Origin of the sequence: Pseudomonas sp. AM14(2022) (assembly GCF_036346455.1) — a bacterium.
GTDB classification, from domain to species: domain Bacteria; phylum Pseudomonadota; class Gammaproteobacteria; order Pseudomonadales; family Pseudomonadaceae; genus Aquipseudomonas; species Aquipseudomonas putida_A.
In genome coordinates this window covers 185380-204861 of the sequence record NZ_JAOTNY010000005.1, presented here as the reverse complement: position 1 = coordinate 204861, position 19482 = coordinate 185380, and the positions used below count along the sequence as shown (strand labels likewise).

21 protein-coding genes and 2 tRNA genes are annotated in these 19482 nt (G+C 59.6%); 16 read left to right on the top strand and 7 right to left on the bottom strand.

What is annotated here, in order from left to right; genetic code table 11:
• Positions 1–8: 8 nt before the first annotated feature.
• The 5 genes from hisA to V3W27_RS12850 form a co-directional block, all read right to left on the bottom strand.
• Positions 9–746 (bottom strand): 1-(5-phosphoribosyl)-5-[(5-phosphoribosylamino)methylideneamino]imidazole-4-carboxamide isomerase, encoded by a 738-nt coding sequence (gene hisA / locus V3W27_RS12870; protein ID WP_097086957.1) that lies wholly within the window; start codon positions 744–746, stop codon positions 9–11.
• A 42-nt stretch (positions 747–788) separates the two neighbouring features.
• Positions 789–1049 carry a DUF2164 domain-containing protein gene (locus V3W27_RS12865; protein ID WP_003220751.1) on the bottom strand — a complete coding sequence of 87 codons (261 nt, stop codon included), beginning with the start codon at positions 1047–1049 and terminating at the stop codon, positions 789–791.
• Positions 1050–1688 carry an imidazole glycerol phosphate synthase subunit HisH gene (gene hisH, locus V3W27_RS12860; protein ID WP_027611254.1) on the bottom strand — a complete coding sequence of 213 codons (639 nt, stop codon included), beginning with the start codon at positions 1686–1688 and terminating at the stop codon, positions 1050–1052. It lies immediately after the preceding gene.
• On the bottom strand, positions 1688–2281 hold the full coding sequence (hisB, locus tag V3W27_RS12855) for an imidazoleglycerol-phosphate dehydratase HisB (RefSeq protein WP_007909204.1): 594 nt from the start codon (positions 2279–2281) through the stop codon (positions 1688–1690). Before hisB ends, hisH begins: the two co-directional genes overlap by 1 nt.
• A gap of 264 nt (positions 2282–2545) precedes the next feature.
• The gene (locus V3W27_RS12850) at positions 2546–4210 is read right to left on the bottom strand and encodes an OFA family MFS transporter (protein ID WP_096796694.1); all 1665 of its coding nucleotides are present in this window, start codon (positions 4208–4210) and stop codon (positions 2546–2548) included.
• A gap of 223 nt (positions 4211–4433) precedes the next feature.
• On the opposite strand from V3W27_RS12850, the gene V3W27_RS12845 reads away from it, so the two are divergent.
• The 6 genes from V3W27_RS12845 (at position 4434) to V3W27_RS12820 (ending at position 9171) form a co-directional block, all read left to right on the top strand.
• Positions 4434–4838, top strand: coding sequence for an acetyl-CoA sensor PanZ family protein (locus V3W27_RS12845; protein ID WP_330206750.1), 405 nt, complete (start codon positions 4434–4436; stop codon positions 4836–4838).
• 78 nt (positions 4839–4916) lie between these two features.
• On the top strand, positions 4917–7142 hold the full coding sequence (locus tag V3W27_RS12840; protein WP_330206749.1) for an AsmA family protein: 2226 nt from the start codon (positions 4917–4919) through the stop codon (positions 7140–7142).
• A complete protein-coding gene (mutY, locus tag V3W27_RS12835) occupies positions 7139–8206 on the top strand; it encodes an A/G-specific adenine glycosylase (RefSeq protein ID WP_330206748.1) in 1068 nt (355 codons plus the stop codon). The genes V3W27_RS12840 and mutY overlap by 4 nt, the downstream gene beginning before the upstream one ends.
• Complete coding sequence (locus V3W27_RS12830; protein ID WP_330206747.1) at positions 8203–8475, top strand: oxidative damage protection protein; 273 nt, start codon at positions 8203–8205, stop codon at positions 8473–8475. Before mutY ends, V3W27_RS12830 begins: the two co-directional genes overlap by 4 nt.
• 103 nt (positions 8476–8578) lie before the next feature.
• Positions 8579–8654 (top strand) — tRNA-Phe (locus V3W27_RS12825).
• A gap of 166 nt (positions 8655–8820) precedes the next feature.
• Positions 8821–9171 (top strand): hypothetical protein, encoded by a 351-nt coding sequence (locus V3W27_RS12820; protein ID WP_330206746.1) that lies wholly within the window; start codon positions 8821–8823, stop codon positions 9169–9171.
• 47 nt (positions 9172–9218) lie between these two features.
• Here V3W27_RS12820 and V3W27_RS12815 read toward each other — a convergent pair whose 3' ends face one another.
• Positions 9219–9668 carry a carboxypeptidase regulatory-like domain-containing protein gene (locus V3W27_RS12815; RefSeq protein WP_330206745.1) on the bottom strand — a complete coding sequence of 150 codons (450 nt, stop codon included), beginning with the start codon at positions 9666–9668 and terminating at the stop codon, positions 9219–9221.
• 265 nt (positions 9669–9933) lie between these two features.
• On the opposite strand from V3W27_RS12815, the gene V3W27_RS12810 reads away from it, so the two are divergent.
• Genes V3W27_RS12810 through V3W27_RS12800 form a run of 3 tightly spaced genes read left to right on the top strand, consistent with a single transcriptional unit; the run spans position 9934 to position 11785 of the window.
• Positions 9934–10884: an alpha/beta hydrolase family protein gene (locus V3W27_RS12810; RefSeq protein ID WP_330206744.1), complete on the top strand. Its 951-nt coding sequence runs from the start codon at positions 9934–9936 to the stop codon at positions 10882–10884.
• A 28-nt stretch (positions 10885–10912) separates the two neighbouring features.
• Positions 10913–11326 (top strand): hypothetical protein, encoded by a 414-nt coding sequence (locus V3W27_RS12805; protein WP_123585613.1) that lies wholly within the window; start codon positions 10913–10915, stop codon positions 11324–11326.
• A gap of 6 nt (positions 11327–11332) precedes the next feature.
• Entirely contained in the window at positions 11333–11785 is a 453-nt protein-coding gene (locus V3W27_RS12800; protein WP_123585614.1) for a hypothetical protein, read from the top strand.
• A gap of 70 nt (positions 11786–11855) precedes the next feature.
• On the opposite strand, the gene gabP is transcribed toward V3W27_RS12800, so the two are convergent.
• Positions 11856–13247, bottom strand: coding sequence for a GABA permease (gene gabP, locus V3W27_RS12795; RefSeq protein WP_027611243.1), 1392 nt, complete (start codon positions 13245–13247; stop codon positions 11856–11858).
• A gap of 552 nt (positions 13248–13799) precedes the next feature.
• Between gabP and V3W27_RS12790 the strand changes: the two genes are divergently transcribed.
• The 7 genes from V3W27_RS12790 (at position 13800) to V3W27_RS12760 (ending at position 19482) form a co-directional block, all read left to right on the top strand.
• The gene (locus V3W27_RS12790) at positions 13800–14573 is read left to right on the top strand and encodes an ABC transporter ATP-binding protein (RefSeq protein WP_150369457.1); all 774 of its coding nucleotides are present in this window, start codon (positions 13800–13802) and stop codon (positions 14571–14573) included.
• 13 nt (positions 14574–14586) lie between these two features.
• Positions 14587–15342 (top strand): ABC transporter substrate-binding protein, encoded by a 756-nt coding sequence (locus tag V3W27_RS12785; RefSeq protein ID WP_330206743.1) that lies wholly within the window; start codon positions 14587–14589, stop codon positions 15340–15342.
• 77 nt (positions 15343–15419) lie between these two features.
• Positions 15420–16115: an ABC transporter permease gene (locus V3W27_RS12780; protein ID WP_007961693.1), complete on the top strand. Its 696-nt coding sequence runs from the start codon at positions 15420–15422 to the stop codon at positions 16113–16115.
• Positions 16112–16801 carry an ABC transporter permease gene (locus V3W27_RS12775; protein WP_007961692.1) on the top strand — a complete coding sequence of 230 codons (690 nt, stop codon included), beginning with the start codon at positions 16112–16114 and terminating at the stop codon, positions 16799–16801. Before V3W27_RS12780 ends, V3W27_RS12775 begins: the two co-directional genes overlap by 4 nt.
• Complete coding sequence (locus V3W27_RS12770) at positions 16782–18017, top strand: methyltransferase (RefSeq protein ID WP_330206742.1); 1236 nt, start codon at positions 16782–16784, stop codon at positions 18015–18017. Before V3W27_RS12775 ends, V3W27_RS12770 begins: the two co-directional genes overlap by 20 nt.
• Before the next feature lie 420 nt (positions 18018–18437).
• A tRNA-Thr gene (locus V3W27_RS12765) sits at positions 18438–18513 on the top strand.
• Positions 18514–18630: 117 nt separating this feature from the next.
• On the top strand, positions 18631–19482 hold the full coding sequence (locus V3W27_RS12760; protein WP_330206741.1) for a hypothetical protein: 852 nt from the start codon (positions 18631–18633) through the stop codon (positions 19480–19482).

The following is a 19482-nucleotide window of genomic DNA, read 5'->3' as shown; positions in this document are numbered from 1 at the left end:
GTCAGTCCTCAGCCTTGGTACGCATCGCAGAAAGCTTGCGCTTCGGCGACGTCGAGGGTGCCTTCGTAGATCGCCCGGCCAGTGATTGCACCGATGATGCCCGGCGCCTTGGCGTCGAGCAGCGACTTGATGTCACCCAGATTGTGGATACCGCCGGACGCGATCACCGGGATCTTCGTCGCTGCCGCCAGTGCAGCGGTGAACGGTACGTTGCAGCCCTGCATCATGCCGTCTTTGGCGATGTCGGTATAAACAATCGACGAGACGCCGTCGGCTTCAAACTGCTTGGCCAGGTCGATGACCTGCACGGTGCTGATTTCAGCCCAGCCGTCGGTGGCGACGAACCCGTCTTTGGCATCCAGGCCAACAATGATCTTGCCCGGGAACGCGCGGCAGGCCTCAGCGACGAACGCCGGATCTTTAACGGCTTTGGTGCCGATGATCACGTAGCTGACGCCCGCCTTGACGTAGTGCTCGATGGTTTCCAGCGAGCGGATACCGCCACCGATCTGGATCGGCAGGTTCGGGTAGCGTTTGGCGATCGCGGTCACCACTTCACCGTTGACCGGCTGGCCTTCGAACGCGCCGTTCAGATCGACCAGATGCAGACGGCGGCAACCGCCCTCCACCCACTTGGCAGCCATGCTCACCGGGTCATCGGAGAACACTGTGGAATCTTCCATGCGGCCCTGGCGCAGACGTACGCAGGCACCGTCCTTGAGATCGATAGCGGGAATAATCAGCATCTGGCAAACCTTCAAATTTGAATGTTCAGCTTGGCTCGGAAATCAGTTTTTCTCGAGCGCCCACAGGTCGCTTTCGATGCTTTCAAACCGCTCTTTGAGGTGGGTCTGCACATCGAAAATCGCCCTGTTGTAATAGTGCGGAGCAATTTCGCGGGTAAACAGCTCAAGAATTTCCGCCGCTTCGAACGAACCCAGGTCAAGTTCGAACCGATCCTCCATGAACCGCTGGATCTTGCGGTTGGCCTCGTTCTCCTGTTCGGGAGTGAGGGTCAGGATCGGCGGTTTGGACTTCTTGGCAGCCATTTACCAGCGACCGTCCCACGCGGCGAAGTTCTGCAGCAATTGCAGGCCATGGGTATGGCTCTTCTCCGGGTGGAATTGCACGGCGAAACGCGAGCCTTCGGCCAGCGCGGCAGCGAAATCGACTCCGTAATGACCGCTACCGACTACCTGCCGCGCATTGGCGGCAGCGATGTAGTAGCTGTGCACGAAGTAGAAACGCGCCATGTCCGGAATGTCGTGCCACAGCGGGTGACTGACCTTCTGCTGCACTTCGTTCCAGCCCATGTGCGGGACTTTCAGGTGCTCGCCGTCTTCATGCAGGTCTTTGCCGAAGAACTTCACGGCGCCCGGGAACAGGCCGATGCAGTCGACGCCGTCGTTCTCTTCGCTGCTGTCGAGCAGGGCTTGCATGCCGACGCAGATGCCGAGGAACGGACGATCCTGGCTGACTTCACGCACCAGTGCGTCGAAACCGAGACGACGGATCTCCGCCATGCAATCGCGAATCGCACCAACGCCGGGGAACACCACGCGGTCGGCTTCGCGGATCACGTCGGCATCGCTGGTGATCAGCACCTTGCCGGCGCCAACGTGCTCGAGGGCCTTGGCGACCGAGTGCAGGTTGCCCATGCCGTAGTCGATAACTGCAACCGTCTGCATTACAGAACGCCTTTGGTCGATGGCATTTGCCCGGCCATGCGCTCATCCAGCTCAACGGCCATGCGCAGCGCGCGGCCGAAAGCCTTGAACACGGTTTCGATCTGGTGGTGGGTGTTGGTGCCACGCAGGTTGTCGATGTGCAGGCTGACCAAGGCGTGGTTGACGAAGCCCTGGAAGAATTCCTGGAACAGGTCGACGTCGAAGCCGCCCACGGTGGCGCGGGTGTATGGCACGTGCATCTGCAGGCCTGGACGGCCGGAGAAGTCGATCACCACGCGCGATAGCGCTTCATCGAGCGGCACGTAGGCGTGGCCGTAGCGACGGATGCCTTTCTTGTCGCCGATGGCTTTGGCGAAGGCCTGGCCGAGGGTGATACCGACGTCTTCCACGGTATGGTGGTCGTCGATATGCAGATCGCCCTTGCATTCAATATCCAGGTCGATCAACCCGTGACGGGCGATCTGATCCAGCATGTGCTCAAGAAAAGGAACACCGATATCGAATCGGGCCTTTCCGGTGCCATCAAGGTTGATCGAGGCTTTGATCTGGGTTTCCAGAGTGTCGCGCTCGACAGACGCCTTACGTTCGGCCATCACCAGCTCCGCAAAATCATTGGGCGAAAAAGGCAGCCATTATAGGCACGCGAGGCCGAAACAGAAACACGCGACGTGAGATGGCTGACGGATAGAACGCCCGGCTGTCGCGGGTAGACATGTCCATACAAGCCATTACAGCCACCCCGAAAACAAATGTAGGAGTGAGCCTGCTCGCGATGAGGGCGTGACAGCCAACATTTCCGTGACTGTCAGACCGCTATCGCGAGCAGGGCTCACTCCTACAGGGGTACTACGTTTTGCTTAGTGAAACAGTACCGCCGTCTTCTGCAGGGTCACCCACACGCCCCACGCCAACGGAATACCCACCACCAGCCATGCAGCGATTGCCAGCGGCTTGCTGCCCGGTGCGGCTTTCCACTCCAGCACGGTGCTGGCATCAGCACCTTTGTCGTGACCCAGCGCCTGTTCGGCGGCCAGTTCAGCGTCGGTCATGAAGTACTTGTCGGCCACCGGACGCACCATCAGGTTGCACAGGAAACCCAGCACCAGCAGGCCGGCGAGGATGTACAGGGTGATGTCGTAAGCGGCAGCGCGTTCAACGCCGATGCTCAACTGATACTCACGCAGGTAGTTCACCAGCACCGGACCGAGCACCCCGGCCGCAGCCCAGGCAGTCAGCAGACGACCGTGGATCGCACCGACCATTTGCGTGCCGAACAGGTCGGCCAGATACGCTGGAACAGTCGCAAAACCACCGCCGTACATCGACAGGATGATGCAGAACGCCGCCACGAACAGCGCTACGTTGCCCAGATGGCCCATGTTCGGAATCAATGCGTACAGGGCAAAACCGAGGGCGAAGAACACGAAGTAGGTGTTTTTGCGCCCCAGGTAGTCCGAGAACGAAGCCCAGAAGAAGCGGCCACCGATGTTGAACAGGCTCAGCAGACCGGTGAAGCCGGCAGCGATCGCAGCGATCGAAGCCAGTTGCCCGGCGTCCAGTTGACCGAACGGCACGTCAACGCCCAGCAGCTTGCCGCCGAACACTTCCTGCAGCAATGGCGAGGCCATGCCGAGGATGCCGATACCGGCCGACACGTTCAGGCACAGCACCAGCCACACCAGACGGAACTGCGGGGTTTTCCACGCCACATTCACGTGCACGTGACGGTGAGTGATCATCGCGTTCGACGCTTTCTTCGCTGGAGCGGTCCAGCCTTCAGGCTTCCAGCCGGTTGGCGGCACACGGTAAGCCAGGGCGCCACCGATCATGAACACGAAGTAGATCGCCGCCATGGCCACGAAGCTCTGCCACACGCCGACACCGGCAGGCGAAGCGAAGTGGCTCATCAGCGCAGTGGCCAACGGTGCACCGACCATCGCGCCGCCACCGAAGCCCATGATCGCCATGCCGGTCGCCATGCCGCGCTTGTCCGGGAACCACTTGATCAGGGTCGAGACCGGCGAAATGTAGCCCAGGCCCAGACCGATACCACCGATCACCCCGGAGCCGATCCACATCAGCCAGATCTGGTGGGTATAAATCCCCAGTGCCGAGATCAGCAGACCGCCGCACCAGCACAATGCCGACACAACGCCAGCCTTGCGTGGCCCGGCGTGTTCCAGCCAGCCACCCCAGATCGCTGCCGAGCAGCCGAGGAAGATGAAGAACAGGGTGTAGATCCAGCCGAGCATGGAGATCGGCCAGTCGCATTGCGAAGAGAAGACCTGAGCGATGAAGCTCATGTCCGGTGCGCAAGCCACCGGAGCCGTGACGCCCAATGCCTTGGACAGCGGCAACCAGAACACCGAGAAACCGTAGGCCATGCCGATGCACAGGTGGATGGCCAGAGCGGCCGGTGGAACCAGCCAGCGGTTGAAACCGGGCTTGGCGATGATGCGTTCCTTGGACAGGAACGCAGGCTGGTCGGCGCGAAGGCCGTCCGCCGTGATGCTCGTGCTCATTGTGTATCCCCCAATTATTAGTATGGTTCGCCAGCCACTGCTCACCCTCGGCCTTTATGCACGCAGGCATGACCGTTTTTTCGGGTGAAGCTCCTTGAAGGCGCGACGTTAAGTCGCAGAAGGACGGACGAACCGGCGAAGGTTACCATTTGCACGTGACAGAAAAACCAAACTGATATCACCTTTTTCATGTCATCTGATCTCGTCCCCACAGGAAAAAGCCATGCCGATCGCTGTCCAAACGCTGAACGATGCCAGTTACCAGGATCAACAGGACCTGCAAAAAATCTATCGTGACGCTCCGCAATGGCTGTTCGCACCGTATTCCGGGGACGCTCAACTGATCGAAATCAGCCTGGCTGACGGCTCTTTGATTGCAGGACGTTTCAACGATCGCCTGCTCGGTGCAGCACGCCTGACAAGGCACGACCGGGTTTGGTACTTGTCACATTTGTGTGTACGAAAAGTCACCCGGCGCCGGGGGGTAGCCGAGAGACTGGTGAACCAGGCACAGAAAATGGCGTCGCAAGCGGGTGCCCAACTGCGCCTGCTGGCACCGGCCGGGCACCTTGAAATCCAGGCGCTGGCCGCCAGATTGCAATTGCCGCTGGACGTGATCGCGACATGACAGCGCCCCGAATCGGGCGGATGCAGCGCTATACTCCCCGGCTAAATTACGAATTCGACTAACTACAAGGACTCGCCCATGAAAGCGTTCGGCAAAATCCTGGGTCTGGTACTTCTCGGGCTGTTGCTGATCATTGTGGCGGCGGGCTTCGCCCTGACCCACCTGTTTGATCCCAACGACTACAAAGACGAGATCCGCCAGATAGCCCGCGACAAGGCCCACATCGAGCTGACGCTCAATGGCGATATCGGCTGGAGCCTGTTCCCGTGGCTCGGCCTGGAACTGCATGAGGCCAGCATCGCCACCCTGATCAACCCGACCGAACCGTATGCCGACCTGCAGATGCTCGGCCTGTCCGTGCGTGTGTTGCCACTGTTGCGCCGCGAAGTGCAGATGAGCGATGTGCGCGTCGAAGGCCTGAACCTGCGCCTCAAACGCGACAAGAACGGCCACGGCAACTGGGAGGACATCGGCAAGCTGCCACCTCCTGCCACGCCTGCCGGCAGCCCGACGCCTGCCAGCCCACCTGCAGCAGAGGCCACCGCCCAGCCGGAAAAACCGCCGCAGCCGATCCGCCTCGACATCGACAGCCTGACCGTTAACAACGCCCGTGTTGAATACACCGACGAGCAGACCGGCAAGCAGTACAGCGCCGAAAGCATCCAGCTGAGCACCGGTGCAGTACACGACTCGACCAACATTCCGCTGAAAGCCACGGCGTTCCTCAGCACCAATCAGCCTGTGCTGCGGGTGCGCACCGAACTCAATGGCGAGCTGCGCATCGAGCGAGCCTTGCAGCGCTACAAGTTCGAAGACATGAAACTGTCCGGCGAACTGACTGGCGATCCGCTGCAGGGCAAGGCCATGACCTTCTCCGCCCAAGGCCATATTTCCCTGGACAAGGCGGCGAACGTCGCCGAATGGACCGGGATCAAGATCTCCGCCAACCAGTTGCGTGCCCTCGGTGAGCTGAAAGCCAACGACCTCGACAAGACCCCGCAGATCACTGGCGGAATCTCGATCGCCCAGTTCGATCTGGCAAAATTTGTCGACAGCATCGGCCAGACGTTGCCAGCCATGGCGCCCGGCAGCCTGAGCAAGGTCGAACTGGTCAGCCGCGTGGCCGCCACGCCAACCAGCGTCGCCTTCGACAACATCAACCTGAAACTCGACGACAGCAGCTTCAGCGGGCGCATTGCCGTGGAAGATTTCGCCAAGCAGTCGCTGCGCGCGATCCTCAAGGCTGACACGTTCGACGTCGACCGCTACCTGCCGCCGAAATCGGAAAAAGCCAAAAACGCCACGCAAGTGCGTCAGGCCGAAGTCGCCAGCACCGAAGCCGATGCCATGGCCGGCGCCGGCAGCACACCGTTGCCGGACAAACCAAGCAAAAGCGCCTGGAGCACCGAGCGTCTGCTGCCGGTCGAGCGTCTGGCCAAACTCGACGTCGATGCCGACCTGACCTTCGGCCAACTGACCCTCGACAAACTGCCGATCCAGAACGCCGCGCTCAAAGCCACTGGCCAGGGCGGCCTGCTGACGTTGGAAAATCTGCGTGGTGGCCTGTACAACGGCGACTTCGAAGCCAAGGGCACCCTCGACGTACGCCCAAGTGCGCCGGTGCTGAACCTGCAAACCAGGATCAACCGCGTGCCGGCCGAGAAAATCCTCGAAAGCCAAGGCAAGAATCCGCCGGTCAAAGGCCTGGTCACACTGACCAGCAGCCTCACCGGCAGCGGCAACAGCCAGCAGGCGCTGATCGAAACCCTCAACGGCAACGCCAGTTTCGTGATCAACAACGGTGTGCTGCTCAACGCCAACCTTGAACAGCAACTGTGCAAAGGCATCGCCACCCTCAACCGCAAAACCCTCAGCGGCGAGCCACGGGGCAAGGACACGCCGTTCCAGGAACTCAAGGGCAACCTGACCTTCCGCAACGGTATCGCCAGCAATCCGGACCTGAAAGTGCGCATCCCGGGCATGACCGTCAACGGCGATGGCGACATCGACCTGCGGGTGCTGGGCATGGATTACCGCGTCGGCATCATCGTCGAAGGCGACACCAGCGCGATGCCGGATCCGGCCTGTCAGGTCGGCGAGAAATTCGTCGGCATCGAGTGGCCGCTGCGCTGCCGCGGCCCATTGGAACTGGGCGCCAAGGCCTGCCGTGTGGACAACGAACGCCTCGGCCAGGTCGCGACCAAAATGGCCGGTGACAAACTCAGCGAGAAGATCGATGAAAAACTTGGCGACAAGGTCAGCCCGGAATTGAAAAACGCATTGAAGGGGCTGTTCAAGCGATGAGAGCGGAGCAGTTTTCCACGGCGGTGCTGGAATGGTTCGACCGCCACGGCCGCCACGATTTGCCTTGGCAGCAAGACATCAACCCGTATCGGGTGTGGGTGTCGGAGATCATGTTGCAGCAGACCCAGGTCAGCACCGTGCTCAATTACTTCGACCGCTTCATGGCCGCGCTGCCAACGGTGCAAGCGCTGGCCGAAGCGCCGGAGGACGAAGTGCTGCACCTGTGGACCGGGCTCGGTTACTACACCCGCGCGCGCAATCTGCAGAAGACCGCGAAGCTCGTCGTCAGCCAGTACGGCGGCGAGTTTCCGCGGGACGTCGAAAAACTGACGGATCTGCCGGGGATCGGCCTGTCCACCGCCGGCGCCATCGCCAGCATCAGCATGGGCCTGCGCGCGCCGATCCTCGATGGCAACGTCAAACGCGTTCTCGCGCGTTTCACTGCGCAAGAGGGTTACCCGGGTGAACCGAAGGTCGCCAAACAGCTGTGGGCCAACGCAGAGCGTTTCACGCCGCACGATCGGGTCAACGCCTACACCCAGGCGATGATGGATCTCGGCGCCACGCTGTGTACGCGCAGCAAACCGAGCTGTCTGCTGTGCCCGCTGGAAAAGGGCTGCGAGGCGCACATGCTCGGGCTGGAGACGCGCTACCCGATCCCCAAACCGCGCAAGGCCATCCCGCAGAAACGCACGCTGATGCCGCTGCTGGCCAACGGCGAAGGCGCAATTCTGCTTTATCGCCGCCCGTCCACGGGGCTTTGGGGCGGCTTATGGAGCCTGCCGGAACTCGACGATCTCGACGACCTGCAACATCTGGCCGACCAGCACTCGCTGACCATGGGCGAGCAGCAGGCGCTGCCAAGCCTCATCCACACGTTCAGCCATTTCCAGCTGTCCATTGAACCCTGGCTGGTTCAGGTGCAGGAGGCCGGTCAGCACGTGGCCGAGGCCGACTGGCTCTGGTATAACCTCGCCACCCCGCCGCGCCTGGGCCTTGCCGCCCCGGTCAAAACCTTGCTCGAACGCGCGGCCGCCGTATTGAACGCAGGAGAGTCGTCATGACCCGCACCATCATGTGCCGCAAGTACAAAGAAGAACTGCCCGCGCTGGAACGCGCTCCTTTCCCGGGCGCCAAAGGTCAGGATATTTTTGACCACGTCTCGGCCAAGGCTTGGGCTGACTGGCAGAAACACCAGACCCTGCTGATCAACGAAAAGCGTTTGAACATGATGAACGCCGAAGACCGCAAATATCTGCAGGGCGAAATGGACAAGTACTTCTCCGGCGAGGAATACGCCCAGGCGGAAGGCTACGTTCCGCCTGCGGAGTAAACCCGCAAAATCGGGGGGCGGATCGTAAGCGACGGAATTAATTTAAGAAATTTTAAAAAAGTCGTTGACGTAAATCCGAAAAACCCTTTTAATGCGCCCCGTTGCCCAGATAGCTCAGTCGGTAGAGCAGGGGATTGAAAATCCCCGTGTCGGCGGTTCGATTCCGTCTCTGGGCACCAAATACCGAAAACCCTGAATCGCAAGATTCAGGGTTTTTTTATGCCTGCGATTTGATGGCGGCTCAATCCAGTCTTTTTTCTGGGCTGCGCAAATGCGCGACGGGTTTCGAACAAAGGCGATCCGCGCTACTTTGGCCGCACCTTAAGGAAGAGGGTCATCCGCTCGATGAACCAGAAAAGAACCCGCGTCCCGCTGCCCCATCCGCCACCCTATCGCCAGAGCCGGGTGGCATTCTGGCTGACGGTGCTGGTCGGCGTACTGATCGCCTTCCTCATCGCCGCGTCGACTTATCTGATCATCCACAGCTTGATCAGCGGCTCCATCACCACCTGGAACCGATCGGGCCCACGCCATACCTACACCCTCGCGCTGCAACCCCGAATGTTCTGGTTCGAGATCGTGTCGCAGTGCGTTGGCACCCTGTTTTTCATAGCCGTGGGCTGGATCGGGTTGTGGATTCACCGAATGGCGCGCGAACCCGGCGACAAGCAGAAGTCCCAGCGTACGCGGGGATAAAGGAAGGCGCGGGATACCCGTGCCTCGATTCCTCAATGCACCCGAGGTTATCCAGCGTCATTCCAATGGAACACCAGATTGCGTGCAGTGCCGCTGCCAACGTCTGTCACGTCACGCCGTGTTTCGCCATTGCGCGTGGCGACCACGGTGTACTTACCGGGTGGCAGTTGCACGTACACCAGCGGCCCCGTTTGGGTGAGAGTCAGCACGGTTTGCCCCGGCGACTTTTGAATCACCACATCGACATCAGCGGTGTACTGGTCTTGCGCGCCCACCGCGAACGTCATGTGCAGGTTGTAGCCGGGGGTTTGCTGAATGGCTTTTGACTCGTCCAGGCCAATCCCGCCGGACAGGTAGTTGATGCCGTTTTGCTGTTGTTGCTGGACTTGCACGCCGGCACTGTCGATCAGGTCGAGGTTGGCCGCCTGCAACATCGCCGGAAAGACCAAGGCAGCCACCGCCGCGATGGGCAGCAGGAATGAAAGAACGCGCTTCATGATGACGACTCCCGGGCTCTTGTAGAGCCCAACCGTTACTCTTTGTTTGATCCGGCCAGGGAAGCACGTGTTTTAGAATGATTGGAACTTGGCCTGTGTCCGAAATGGACTACGCCGGCAGGACTGCATTGATTTTGTGACGCAGTGCGTCACGAATTCTCGAAAGCGCACTGCCTGCGGATCTGGAACGCAGCGCGTTCCAAATCGTTGCATTTACGCCTTGATGAAGCTCATGCTCAGGAGATCCCGCAAAGACCGAGTCCTTATGAACTCATGCAGCACTGCGCTCACCCACAGCGCCGTTATCGTCAATGAGCCCTTCCATGAGGCCGCGGCCGACGACTTTGTCCTTGGCGGCTTTACCTGGCGTCACGCCCTGCCCGACATCCAGCGACCAGTTGTCATCATCAACGCCGCCACTTCGGTCCGCTGCCGACACTATTCACGCTTCGCCGATTACCTGTTCGCCAACGGCTTCGACGTGATCACCTACGACTACCGCGGCATCGGCGAATCGCGTCCGGCAACCCTGAAAGACCTTGAGGCTACATGGACCGATTGGGGCGCGCTGGATTTCGAAGCGATGCTCAAGCGCGCTCAACGGGAATTCCCCGGCCAGCCAATCGATGTGGTCGGCCACAGTTTCGGCGGTTGCGCGGCTGGGCTCGGCGAGTCCGGGCAGGTCATTCGTCGACTGGTGACAGTCGGCGCGCAGTTCGCTTACTGGCGCGACTATGCGCTGGCACAGCGCTGGCGCATGTTTGGTAAATGGCATTTGCTGATGCCGCTGCTGACGCGGCTCTGTGGCTATTTCCCGGGCAAACGCCTCGGCTGGCTCGAGGACACGCCAGCAGGCGTCGTACGCGACTGGAGCACGCCTGCCGCGCGCTACGAGCAGCGTCCGAGCGGCCGCCGACTGCTGAAAGCAAGCGGTCGCCTGCCCTTCGCCAATGTCCGCGCAAAGACCTTGGCGATCAGCATCAGCGACGACCCTTACGGCACGATCCCTGCCATCGAACGCCTGCTCGGCTACTTCAGTCATGCGCACAAAACCCACTTGCGCATCGAGCCGCAGGACATCGGCGAACAACAAGTCGGACATTTCGCCTTTTTTCGCAGCGCATACCAAGCCACACTATGGCCCATTGCTCTGACCTGGCTGCAAACCGGCGAGTTGGCCCCCGACACACTCGGGCGGCCAGTGCCACGCAGCTGAGCCCTTTCAACGCACGACGGAACACACCATGGCCTCCGCCAACAAGCAGCAAAAACGCGCCGCCCGGGCCAAGACCAAGGCCAAGCAGAACCGCAGCAAACGCGCCGAGGCGCCGGTCGAACTGGACCCGAACGATGACCGTATCGACTTCGAGTCGGTGGACCTGACCGAGCTGTTCAAGAAAATGATCGACGCCGAGAAGATCAGCCAGCAAGCCATGTGCACCGCGTTCCTCGAAGACCCGTTGCTGGAACTGGTCTACGAGCAGGAAGGCGAAGAAGGCGCGATGGATTTCATCCTCGCCGCGCTGATCGAGTATCGCCAGTGGTCCCAGGAAACCGACGAAGCCGGCGCCCTGGCGTGGATCGAATCCCCGGCCTTCCAGGCCGACTATGTGGCGGCGTCCGACGCGATCGCCGCACAAACCCAACAGAAGAACTGAGTTCCCATGGCATCCCTGAACAAGCAACAGAAACGCGCCAAACGCGCCAAGGCCAAAGCCAAGCACATCCGCATGGTCGGCCGTAAGCCGCTGGACCAGGACGACAACCTCGGGCATCTGGACGAGCCGATCCCGGAATACACCCTCGCAATGTTCAGCAAAATGCGCGACGCCGAAGCCGTCAGCCGCAACGAAATGCTGCTGACCCTGCTGCGCGAACTGGCGTTCATCATCGTTGACCATCCAGAGCTGCTGGACATGGAAAACGCCGAGAACGAAGGCATGGCCGCCACTCACCTGGCCGCCGACATGCTGATCGACTACCGCATGTGGGCCGACGGCATGGACATCGAAACCGCCCAGGCCTGGCTGACCGAGCCACAGTTCATCACCGATTTCGGGGTTGCGCTGGATACTTATGGCAAGTCGGTTGAAGCGCAGGAAGACAAGAGCGAATAAATTACGCTCACAAACAAAAACGGCCGCTCGTCATCACTGACAGCGGCCGTTTTGCATTACGCGTTGCGGATCAGTTCAACACCACCGCACCACGGTTTTCCAGCTTGCGGCGGCGTGCCACCAGCAGGCCTGCGGCAACGACCATGAGGCTCAGTAGGCCGGTTGCGAGGATTTCCACGCGATGGGCTTCCTGGAACAGCATGATGGTCAGGGCGGCGACGATGAAGATGATCACCGCGTAGGTCAGGCCCGGGAACAGCCACATGCTGAAGACGATTTTCTCGCCGCGGGCCATGCGTTGTTTACGCATGCGCAGTTGCGAGAACGCGATTACCAGGTACACCAGCAGCGCGATGGCGCCGGAGCTGGCCAGCAGGAATTCGAACACGGCAGCCGGGGCCACATAGTTGGCGAAGGTGCAGAGGAACGCCGCGCCGGTCGACAGCATGACGGCCCAGTAAGGCGTACCGCTTTTGTTGACCCGAGTTGACATGGCCGGTGCGTCACCGCGCTTGCCGAGGGAGAACAGCATGCGCGACGAGGTGTACAGCGCCGAGTTCAGGCAGCTGGTTACCGCGACCAGCACAACGATGTCGACGATCATTTTCGCGTTCGGGATGCCCATGCGCTCAAGCACGGTCTGGTAGGAACCGAGGTTGGCCAAGGTCGGATCGTTCCACGGCACCAGGGCCACAACGATGAAGATCGATACGAGGTAGAACAGGCCGATCCGCCAGATCACCGAGTTGGTGGCCTTGGAAATCTGCTTGCCCGGGTTCTTCGATTCCGCAGCCGCGATGGTCACGATTTCGGTACCCATGAACGAGAACATAGTGGTCAGGATTGCACCCAGCACCGCGCCCATGCCATTTGGCAGGAAGCCGCCGGAATCAAACAGGTGCGAAACACCGCTGACCTGGCTGTTCGGCAGGAAGCCGAAAACGGCCGCAAGACCCAGCGCGATGAAGCCGATGATCGCCAGGACTTTGATCAAGGCAAACCAGAATTCGAATTCACCGTAGTTTTTCACGCTGAACAGGTTGGTGACCGTCAGCAGCATGGTGATGATCAGTGCAAACGCCCAGATCTCGATCCCCGGGAACCAGGCATGAAGAATGGTCGCGGCGGCGTTGGCTTCCAGTGGAATCACCAACACCCAGAACCACCAGTACAACCAGCCGATGGTGAAACCGGCCCAGTGCCCGATGGCACGGTCGGCGTATGTCGAGAACGAGCCGGTGTCGGGCGAGGCGACAGCCATCTCACCGAGCATGCGCATCACCAGCACCACCAGAGTACCGGCGGCGGCGTAGGCCAGCAGCACGGCGGGGCCGGCGGCAGCGATCGCGTGGCCGGAGCCAACGAACAGACCGGCGCCGATAACACCGGCGATCGACAACATGGTCACATGACGCGGTTTGAGCCCCTGTTCGAGGCCATTGGAGCTTGGGGTACTGCTCATCGGAACTACCTTTGCGAGGAAAGCGATTGCGTCCGTCCTGTCTGGTTTTCCTTCTCGTAAAAAGAAACCAACAGGGCGTTCCAGATTCTGCACGCAATAAATGCGCCAAAATGTTTCAAACTCTTCTGGGCCGCGGTTTTCAGCGAGACCGGACAGTCATCGCAAGTCATTGGAATGAATGGCAATTCGCCAGAGCGTTACCCTGCGACTCACTTTTCAGACGATTCAGCGCACCAGAAACACACTGAAAAAGTGTGGGATGCACAATAAAAGGGCGATTCAGGAACGTTCGGCCGGATAGCGCTTCCAACACCCCGCCAAAGCTGGCAACATCGCGCCTTTTTTTACGCAACACCCACGGGTTTGCACGATCAAACACCCGTTCGGTTGTTGATGGGGCGACAGTCTGCTGTGCCGATGCGACAACCTGCCACACGCCATCCGCTTACCGCCCGTAGCGCTGTTGGCTGCCATTGAAACGCTATGCTAGCTTGGCCGCCTCGCCAGGAAGGCCCGCCAACAGCAGGAGCGCAACATATATGAGGAACGCACATGGCTGAGGCCACGCCCGCGCTTGAAATCCGCAACTTGCACAAACGCTACGGACAGCTTGAGGTGCTCAAAGGCATCTCGCTGACCGCCCGCGACGGCGATGTGATCTCGATCCTCGGTTCCTCCGGTTCCGGCAAGTCCACGTTCCTGCGTTGCATCAACCTGTTGGAAAACCCGCACCAGGGTCAGATTCTGGTGGCCGGGGAAGAACTCAAGCTCAAGCCCGCCAAGAATGGCGAACTGGTTGCCGCTGATGGCAAACAGATCAACCGCCTGCGTTCCGAGATAGGTTTTGTATTTCAAAACTTTAATCTGTGGCCGCACATGAGCGTGCTCGACAACATCATCGAAGCCCCGCGCCGCGTGCTCGGCCAGAGCAAGACCGAGGCAATCGAAGTCGCCGAAGCGCTGCTGGCCAAGGTCGGCATCGCCGACAAGCGCCACGCCTACCCGGCGCAACTGTCCGGCGGTCAACAACAACGCGCCGCGATTGCCCGCACGCTGGCGATGCAGCCGAAGGTGATTCTGTTCGACGAGCCCACCTCCGCCCTTGACCCGGAAATGGTTCAGGAAGTACTTAGTGTCATCCGCGCACTGGCCGAAGAAGGCCGCACCATGTTGTTGGTGACCCACGAAATGGGCTTTGCCCGTCAGGTCTCCAGCGAAGTGGTGTTCCTCCACCAGGGGTTGGTGGAAGAGCAAGGATCGCCTCAGCAGGTGTTCGAAAACCCGCTTTCGGCGCGCTGCAAACAATTCATGTCCAGCAACCGCTAACGGAGCAACATGCATGCAGAATTTTAAAAAGGTCTTCCTGGCCGCCGCCGCCGCCGTCACCCTCGCGTTCAGCGCCGGAGCCATGGCCGAGACCCTGAAGATGGGCATCGAAGCGGCGTACCCGCCGTTCAACAACAAAGACGCCAGCGGCAACGTGGTCGGCTTCGACAAAGACATCGGCGACGCCCTGTGCGCCAAGATGAAAGTCGAGTGCAGCGTGGTTACCTCCGACTGGGACGGCATCATTCCTGCGCTGAACGCCAAGAAGTTCGACTTCCTGGTCTCCTCGCTGTCGATCACCGAAGAGCGCAAGGGCGCGGTGGATTTCACCGACCCGTACTACTCGAACAAACTGCAGTTCATCGCACCGAAAGATAAAGAGTTCAAAACTGACAAGGATTCGCTCAAAGGCAAGATCATCGGCACTCAGCGCGCAACGCTCGCCGGTACCTGGCTGGAGGACACCTACGGTAGCGATATCGAAGTCAAACTCTACGACACCCAGGAAAACGCCTACCTGGACCTGACCTCCGGTCGTGTCGACGCCATCCTGGCCGACAAGTACGCCAACTACGATTGGCTGAAAAGCGACGCCGGCAAGAACTATGAGTTCAAGGGCGACGCGGTCGTGGAAAGCGACAAAATCGGCATCGCCGTGCGCAAAGGTGATCCACTGCGTGAGAAGCTGAACGCCGCGCTGAAGGAAATCGTCGCTGACGGTACCTACAAGAAGATCAACGACAAGTACTTCCCGTTCAGCATCTATTGATCTGACCTGCGGGACCGGCACCGTGATCCGACGGCGCCGGCTCCCGGCCTTGCCTGCCGCGATTTGAAAAGAAATCCATGATTATCGACCTCTACGGATTCGGCCCGGCCCTCGCCGCCGGTGCGCTGATGACCGTCAAACTGGCGCTGACGGCCCTGTGCCTGGGACTGGTGCTCGGTCTGCTCGGCGCCTTGGCCAAGACTTCCCCGTACAAGCCGCTGCAATGGCTTGGCGGCACTTATTCGACGCTGGTGCGTGGCGTCCCGGAATTGCTCTGGGTGCTGTTGATCTACTTCGGTACGGTCAACCTGATGCGCAGCCTCGGTGAGTTTTTCGGCAATCCCGACCTGCAACTCAGCGCCTTCGCCGCCGGCGTGATTGCGCTGGGCCTGTGCTTCGGCGCCTACGCCACGGAAGTGTTCCGCGGCGCGATCCTTGCCATTCCCAAAGGCCATCGCGAAGCGGGTGTGGCGCTGGGACTGTCGAAATGGCGGATCTTCACCAAGCTGATCATGCCGCAGATGTGGCGCATCGCCCTGCCCGGCCTGGGCAACCTGTTCATGATCCTGATGAAAGACACCGCGCTGGTCTCGGTCATCGGTCTGGAAGAAATCATGCGTCACGCACAAATCGGCGTGACCGTGTCGAAACAACCGTTCACCTTCTATCTGGTGGCGGCGGTCATGTACCTGGGCCTCACCGTGCTGGCGATGACCGGCATGCACTTCCTGGAAAAACGCGCCGCTCGCGGCTTCGCGAGGAGCGCTTCATGAACTGGGAAGTGATCATCAAATGGCTGCCAAAACTGGCGCAGGGCGCGACCCTGACCTTGGAGCTGGTGGCGATTGCCGTGATTGCCGGCCTGCTGCTGGCCATTCCACTGGGCATCGCCCGCTCCTCAAAGCTGTGGTATGTGCGCGCCTTGCCCTACGCCTACATCTTCTTTTTCCGTGGCACGCCGTTGCTGGTGCAACTGTTCCTCGTCTACTACGGCCTGGCGCAATTCGATGCAGTACGTAACAGCGCGTTGTGGCCGTACCTGCGCGATCCGTTCTGGTGTACCACCGCGACCATGACCCTGCACACGGCGGCGTACATCGCCGAAATTCTGCGCGGCGCGATTCAGGCGATTCCACCCGGCGAGATCGAAGCGGCGCGAGCGCTGGGCATGTCCAAACCCAAGGCGATGTTCTACATCATGCTGCCGCGAGCGGCGCGCATCGGCCTGCCGGCCTACAGCAATGAAGTGATCCTGATGCTCAAGGCCAGCGCGCTGGCGAGCACCGTGACCCTGCTGGAACTGACCGGCATGGCCCGCACGATCATTGCTCGCACCTACCTGCCGGTGGAAATCTTCTTCGCCGCCGGCGTGTTCTATCTGCTGATGTCCTACGTGCTGGTGCGCGGCTTCAAGCTGCTGGAGCGCTGGCTGCGCGTCGATGCCTGCCAAGGGCGTTGATACTTCCCACGTGCTGACGGGCGAGAACCTACTCGCCCGTTTCACCGCGCTGGATGCTTTTCTGATTGAGCATCAGGCGCTGTGGAAACCTCGTCCGTTCACCTATCTTTCGCTTCCATGGGAAACCGCCTACCCCGAATTGGCTTCGTGGCTACGCGGACGATCGCTGGAAGATGCAGAGCGGGCGCATAACCACCCTGCCGACCTCATCGATGCGCCGGAGCCGTTCGCTTCATTGGCGGCATTGTCGATTGAGCTGAGCGCGGTTGGTGAGCTACCGGAGCATGCGCTGGAAACCCCAGGCCATCGATTGAATGTCGATGTGCCGGGGCGCAAGTGGCAGCAGATCGAGGCGTTCGCCAGTCGCTTGTCTTTCGCCTCGCCACCGGCGCATTGGCTGGACTGGTGTTCCGGCAAGGGGCATTTGGGCCGACGCCTGCTGGGTGCCGGGCAACAGCTGACCTGTGTTGAATACGATCCGGCGTTGGTCGCCAGCGGTCAGGCATTAAGTCAGCGCCATCATTTGCACGCCCTGCATGTCGAGCAGGATGTACTGGCGGCAGACGCAGCGAGCGTTATAAGCGCTCAGCACACCCCGGTCGCCCTGCATGCCTGCGGCGACCTGCATGTGCGCCTGATGCAACTGGCAAGCGCTGCCGGATGTCAGCAGATGGCCATCGCCCCGTGCTGCTACAACCGGATCGATCGCAGCGAGTATCAGGCCTTGTCCTGCGCCGGCATGCGATCCACCCTACAACTCTCGCTTGAAGATCTGGCACTGCCCATGAGCGAAACCGTCACCGCCGGTGCACGGGTCCGACGTCAGCGCGACACCTCCATGGCCCGACGTTTGGCCTTTGATCTGCTGCAACGACAAGTGCGCGGAGTAGACGAATACTTGCCCACCCCGTCCCTGCCCAGCGCCTGGCTGGACAAACCTTTCGCCGATTACTGCCGCGATCTGGCAGCGCTGAAAGAGTTATCCACAATCGGCACGCCAGACTGGCAGGCACTGGAAACTGCCGGTTGGCAGCGGTTGGCCGAAGTTCGCAACCTGGAATTACTGCGCGGACTGTTCCGACGACCGCTGGAGCTTTGGCTGAATCTTGATCGAGCCATTTTCCTCGCCGAACAGGGATACGTCGTACGCCTCGGCACCATCTGCGACGCACCGCTGACTCCGCGTAATTTCATGCTGCTGGCCGAGCGCGCTTGAAATCTTTACAGCCTGTGGATAACTCTGTTGATGGTTTTCCCGTGGATCCAATATTCACGGCCGTTAGACCGCTTAAACAGCATTGGTCATTTTTTGTTCATATTGATAAAAAACCTGTAAAACAGGGATTTGCGCACAAAATGAGAACGTGTCCACAAAATCCCCTGCAATACTGCAGTTGCGTCGATCCGTTGTGCATAAGCTTCCAATCAAAACGACATAAACGGGTGAAATGGATGCTTGAACGGTGCAGAAATCCTGCCCTCACGCTCATTCTGGCTTGATCGCGTAGCACCTCGGTTTTGCGGCTAAAAACTCGGCGACACCGCTCACGCCAAGCCTGATCCAGCGCCTGCGTAAAAATAGTCTGAATTCAGGGGTTTACAGAACCAACCCAATCGCTATAATCGTCGCCCACACGCCGGTATAGCTCAGTTGGTAGAGCAACTGACTTGTAATCAGTAGGTCCCGGGTTCGACTCCTGGTGCCGGCACCATACAAAACGAAGGCTCGCAGAAATGCGGGCCTTTGCTTTTTCTGCAGCGCGTAAAAACGCACGCAACAAGCATCCTACGGATCGGCTCTAGACGTACGCATCGTCTGAGGAACAGTGATGAAACGGAGTTTCGACTGGAAGTATCTTCTCGCGACCGCGCTTGCAGTTGTCGGTTTGGCGATTCCTGTTTATTTGTGGCAGTTCGACCTACAATCACACGACCTCTCCGCGCGACTCGTCTCGTCATCTTCACTGCAGCCCTTCGCTAGCGCAAAAATTTACGATGTCAAAGTGACGCTCAACGGGGTTCAGCTAGCGAACCCACACTTCACATCTTTCGAGTTAATCAACTCCGGATCGAAGCCGATCTTAAATTCAGATTTTGAATCACCTATTGAGCTTTCAGGCAACAACGGGTTGGAATTCGTAAGCGCGCGAGTCGACTACACCGATCCGAAAGAAATTCCGGTCAAAATTTCAGTCGACTCTAAGCATGTCTCAATATCCCCTTTTCTGTTTAATCCAAAGGACAAAGTCGTATTCTCGGTGATCACCTCTGGTGCCAACCCGGTGATCAGTATTAGGGCAAGAATTGCAGGGATACGTGAGATCACTTTCGTAGATGCGTCTGTGGATCGCGGCAGTCCAACACGGCTTGCCACTTACTTTATTCTCGGCCTCTCTGCGCTCGCAGCCTATTTTTCGTACATTTTGATTATTCCAAAACGGCGGAGCATTTTGCTTGACTGGCGCTTTGCGCTTGCGTCGACAGTGGGTTGCGGATTGGGCGGCATTCTAGCCATGGGAAAAGTCGTCGAGGACCTTGACCGTATGTTTGGTGGAGTCTCCGGCTACGCGGCTTGGATAAGCGGCGGCCTGGTAGCGTTCGGTGTGGGCGCTGGCGATGTGATCGTGAGGAAACTCAGACTTATCAAAGTAGACAAAGGCGATGACGATGGTTCGACTTAA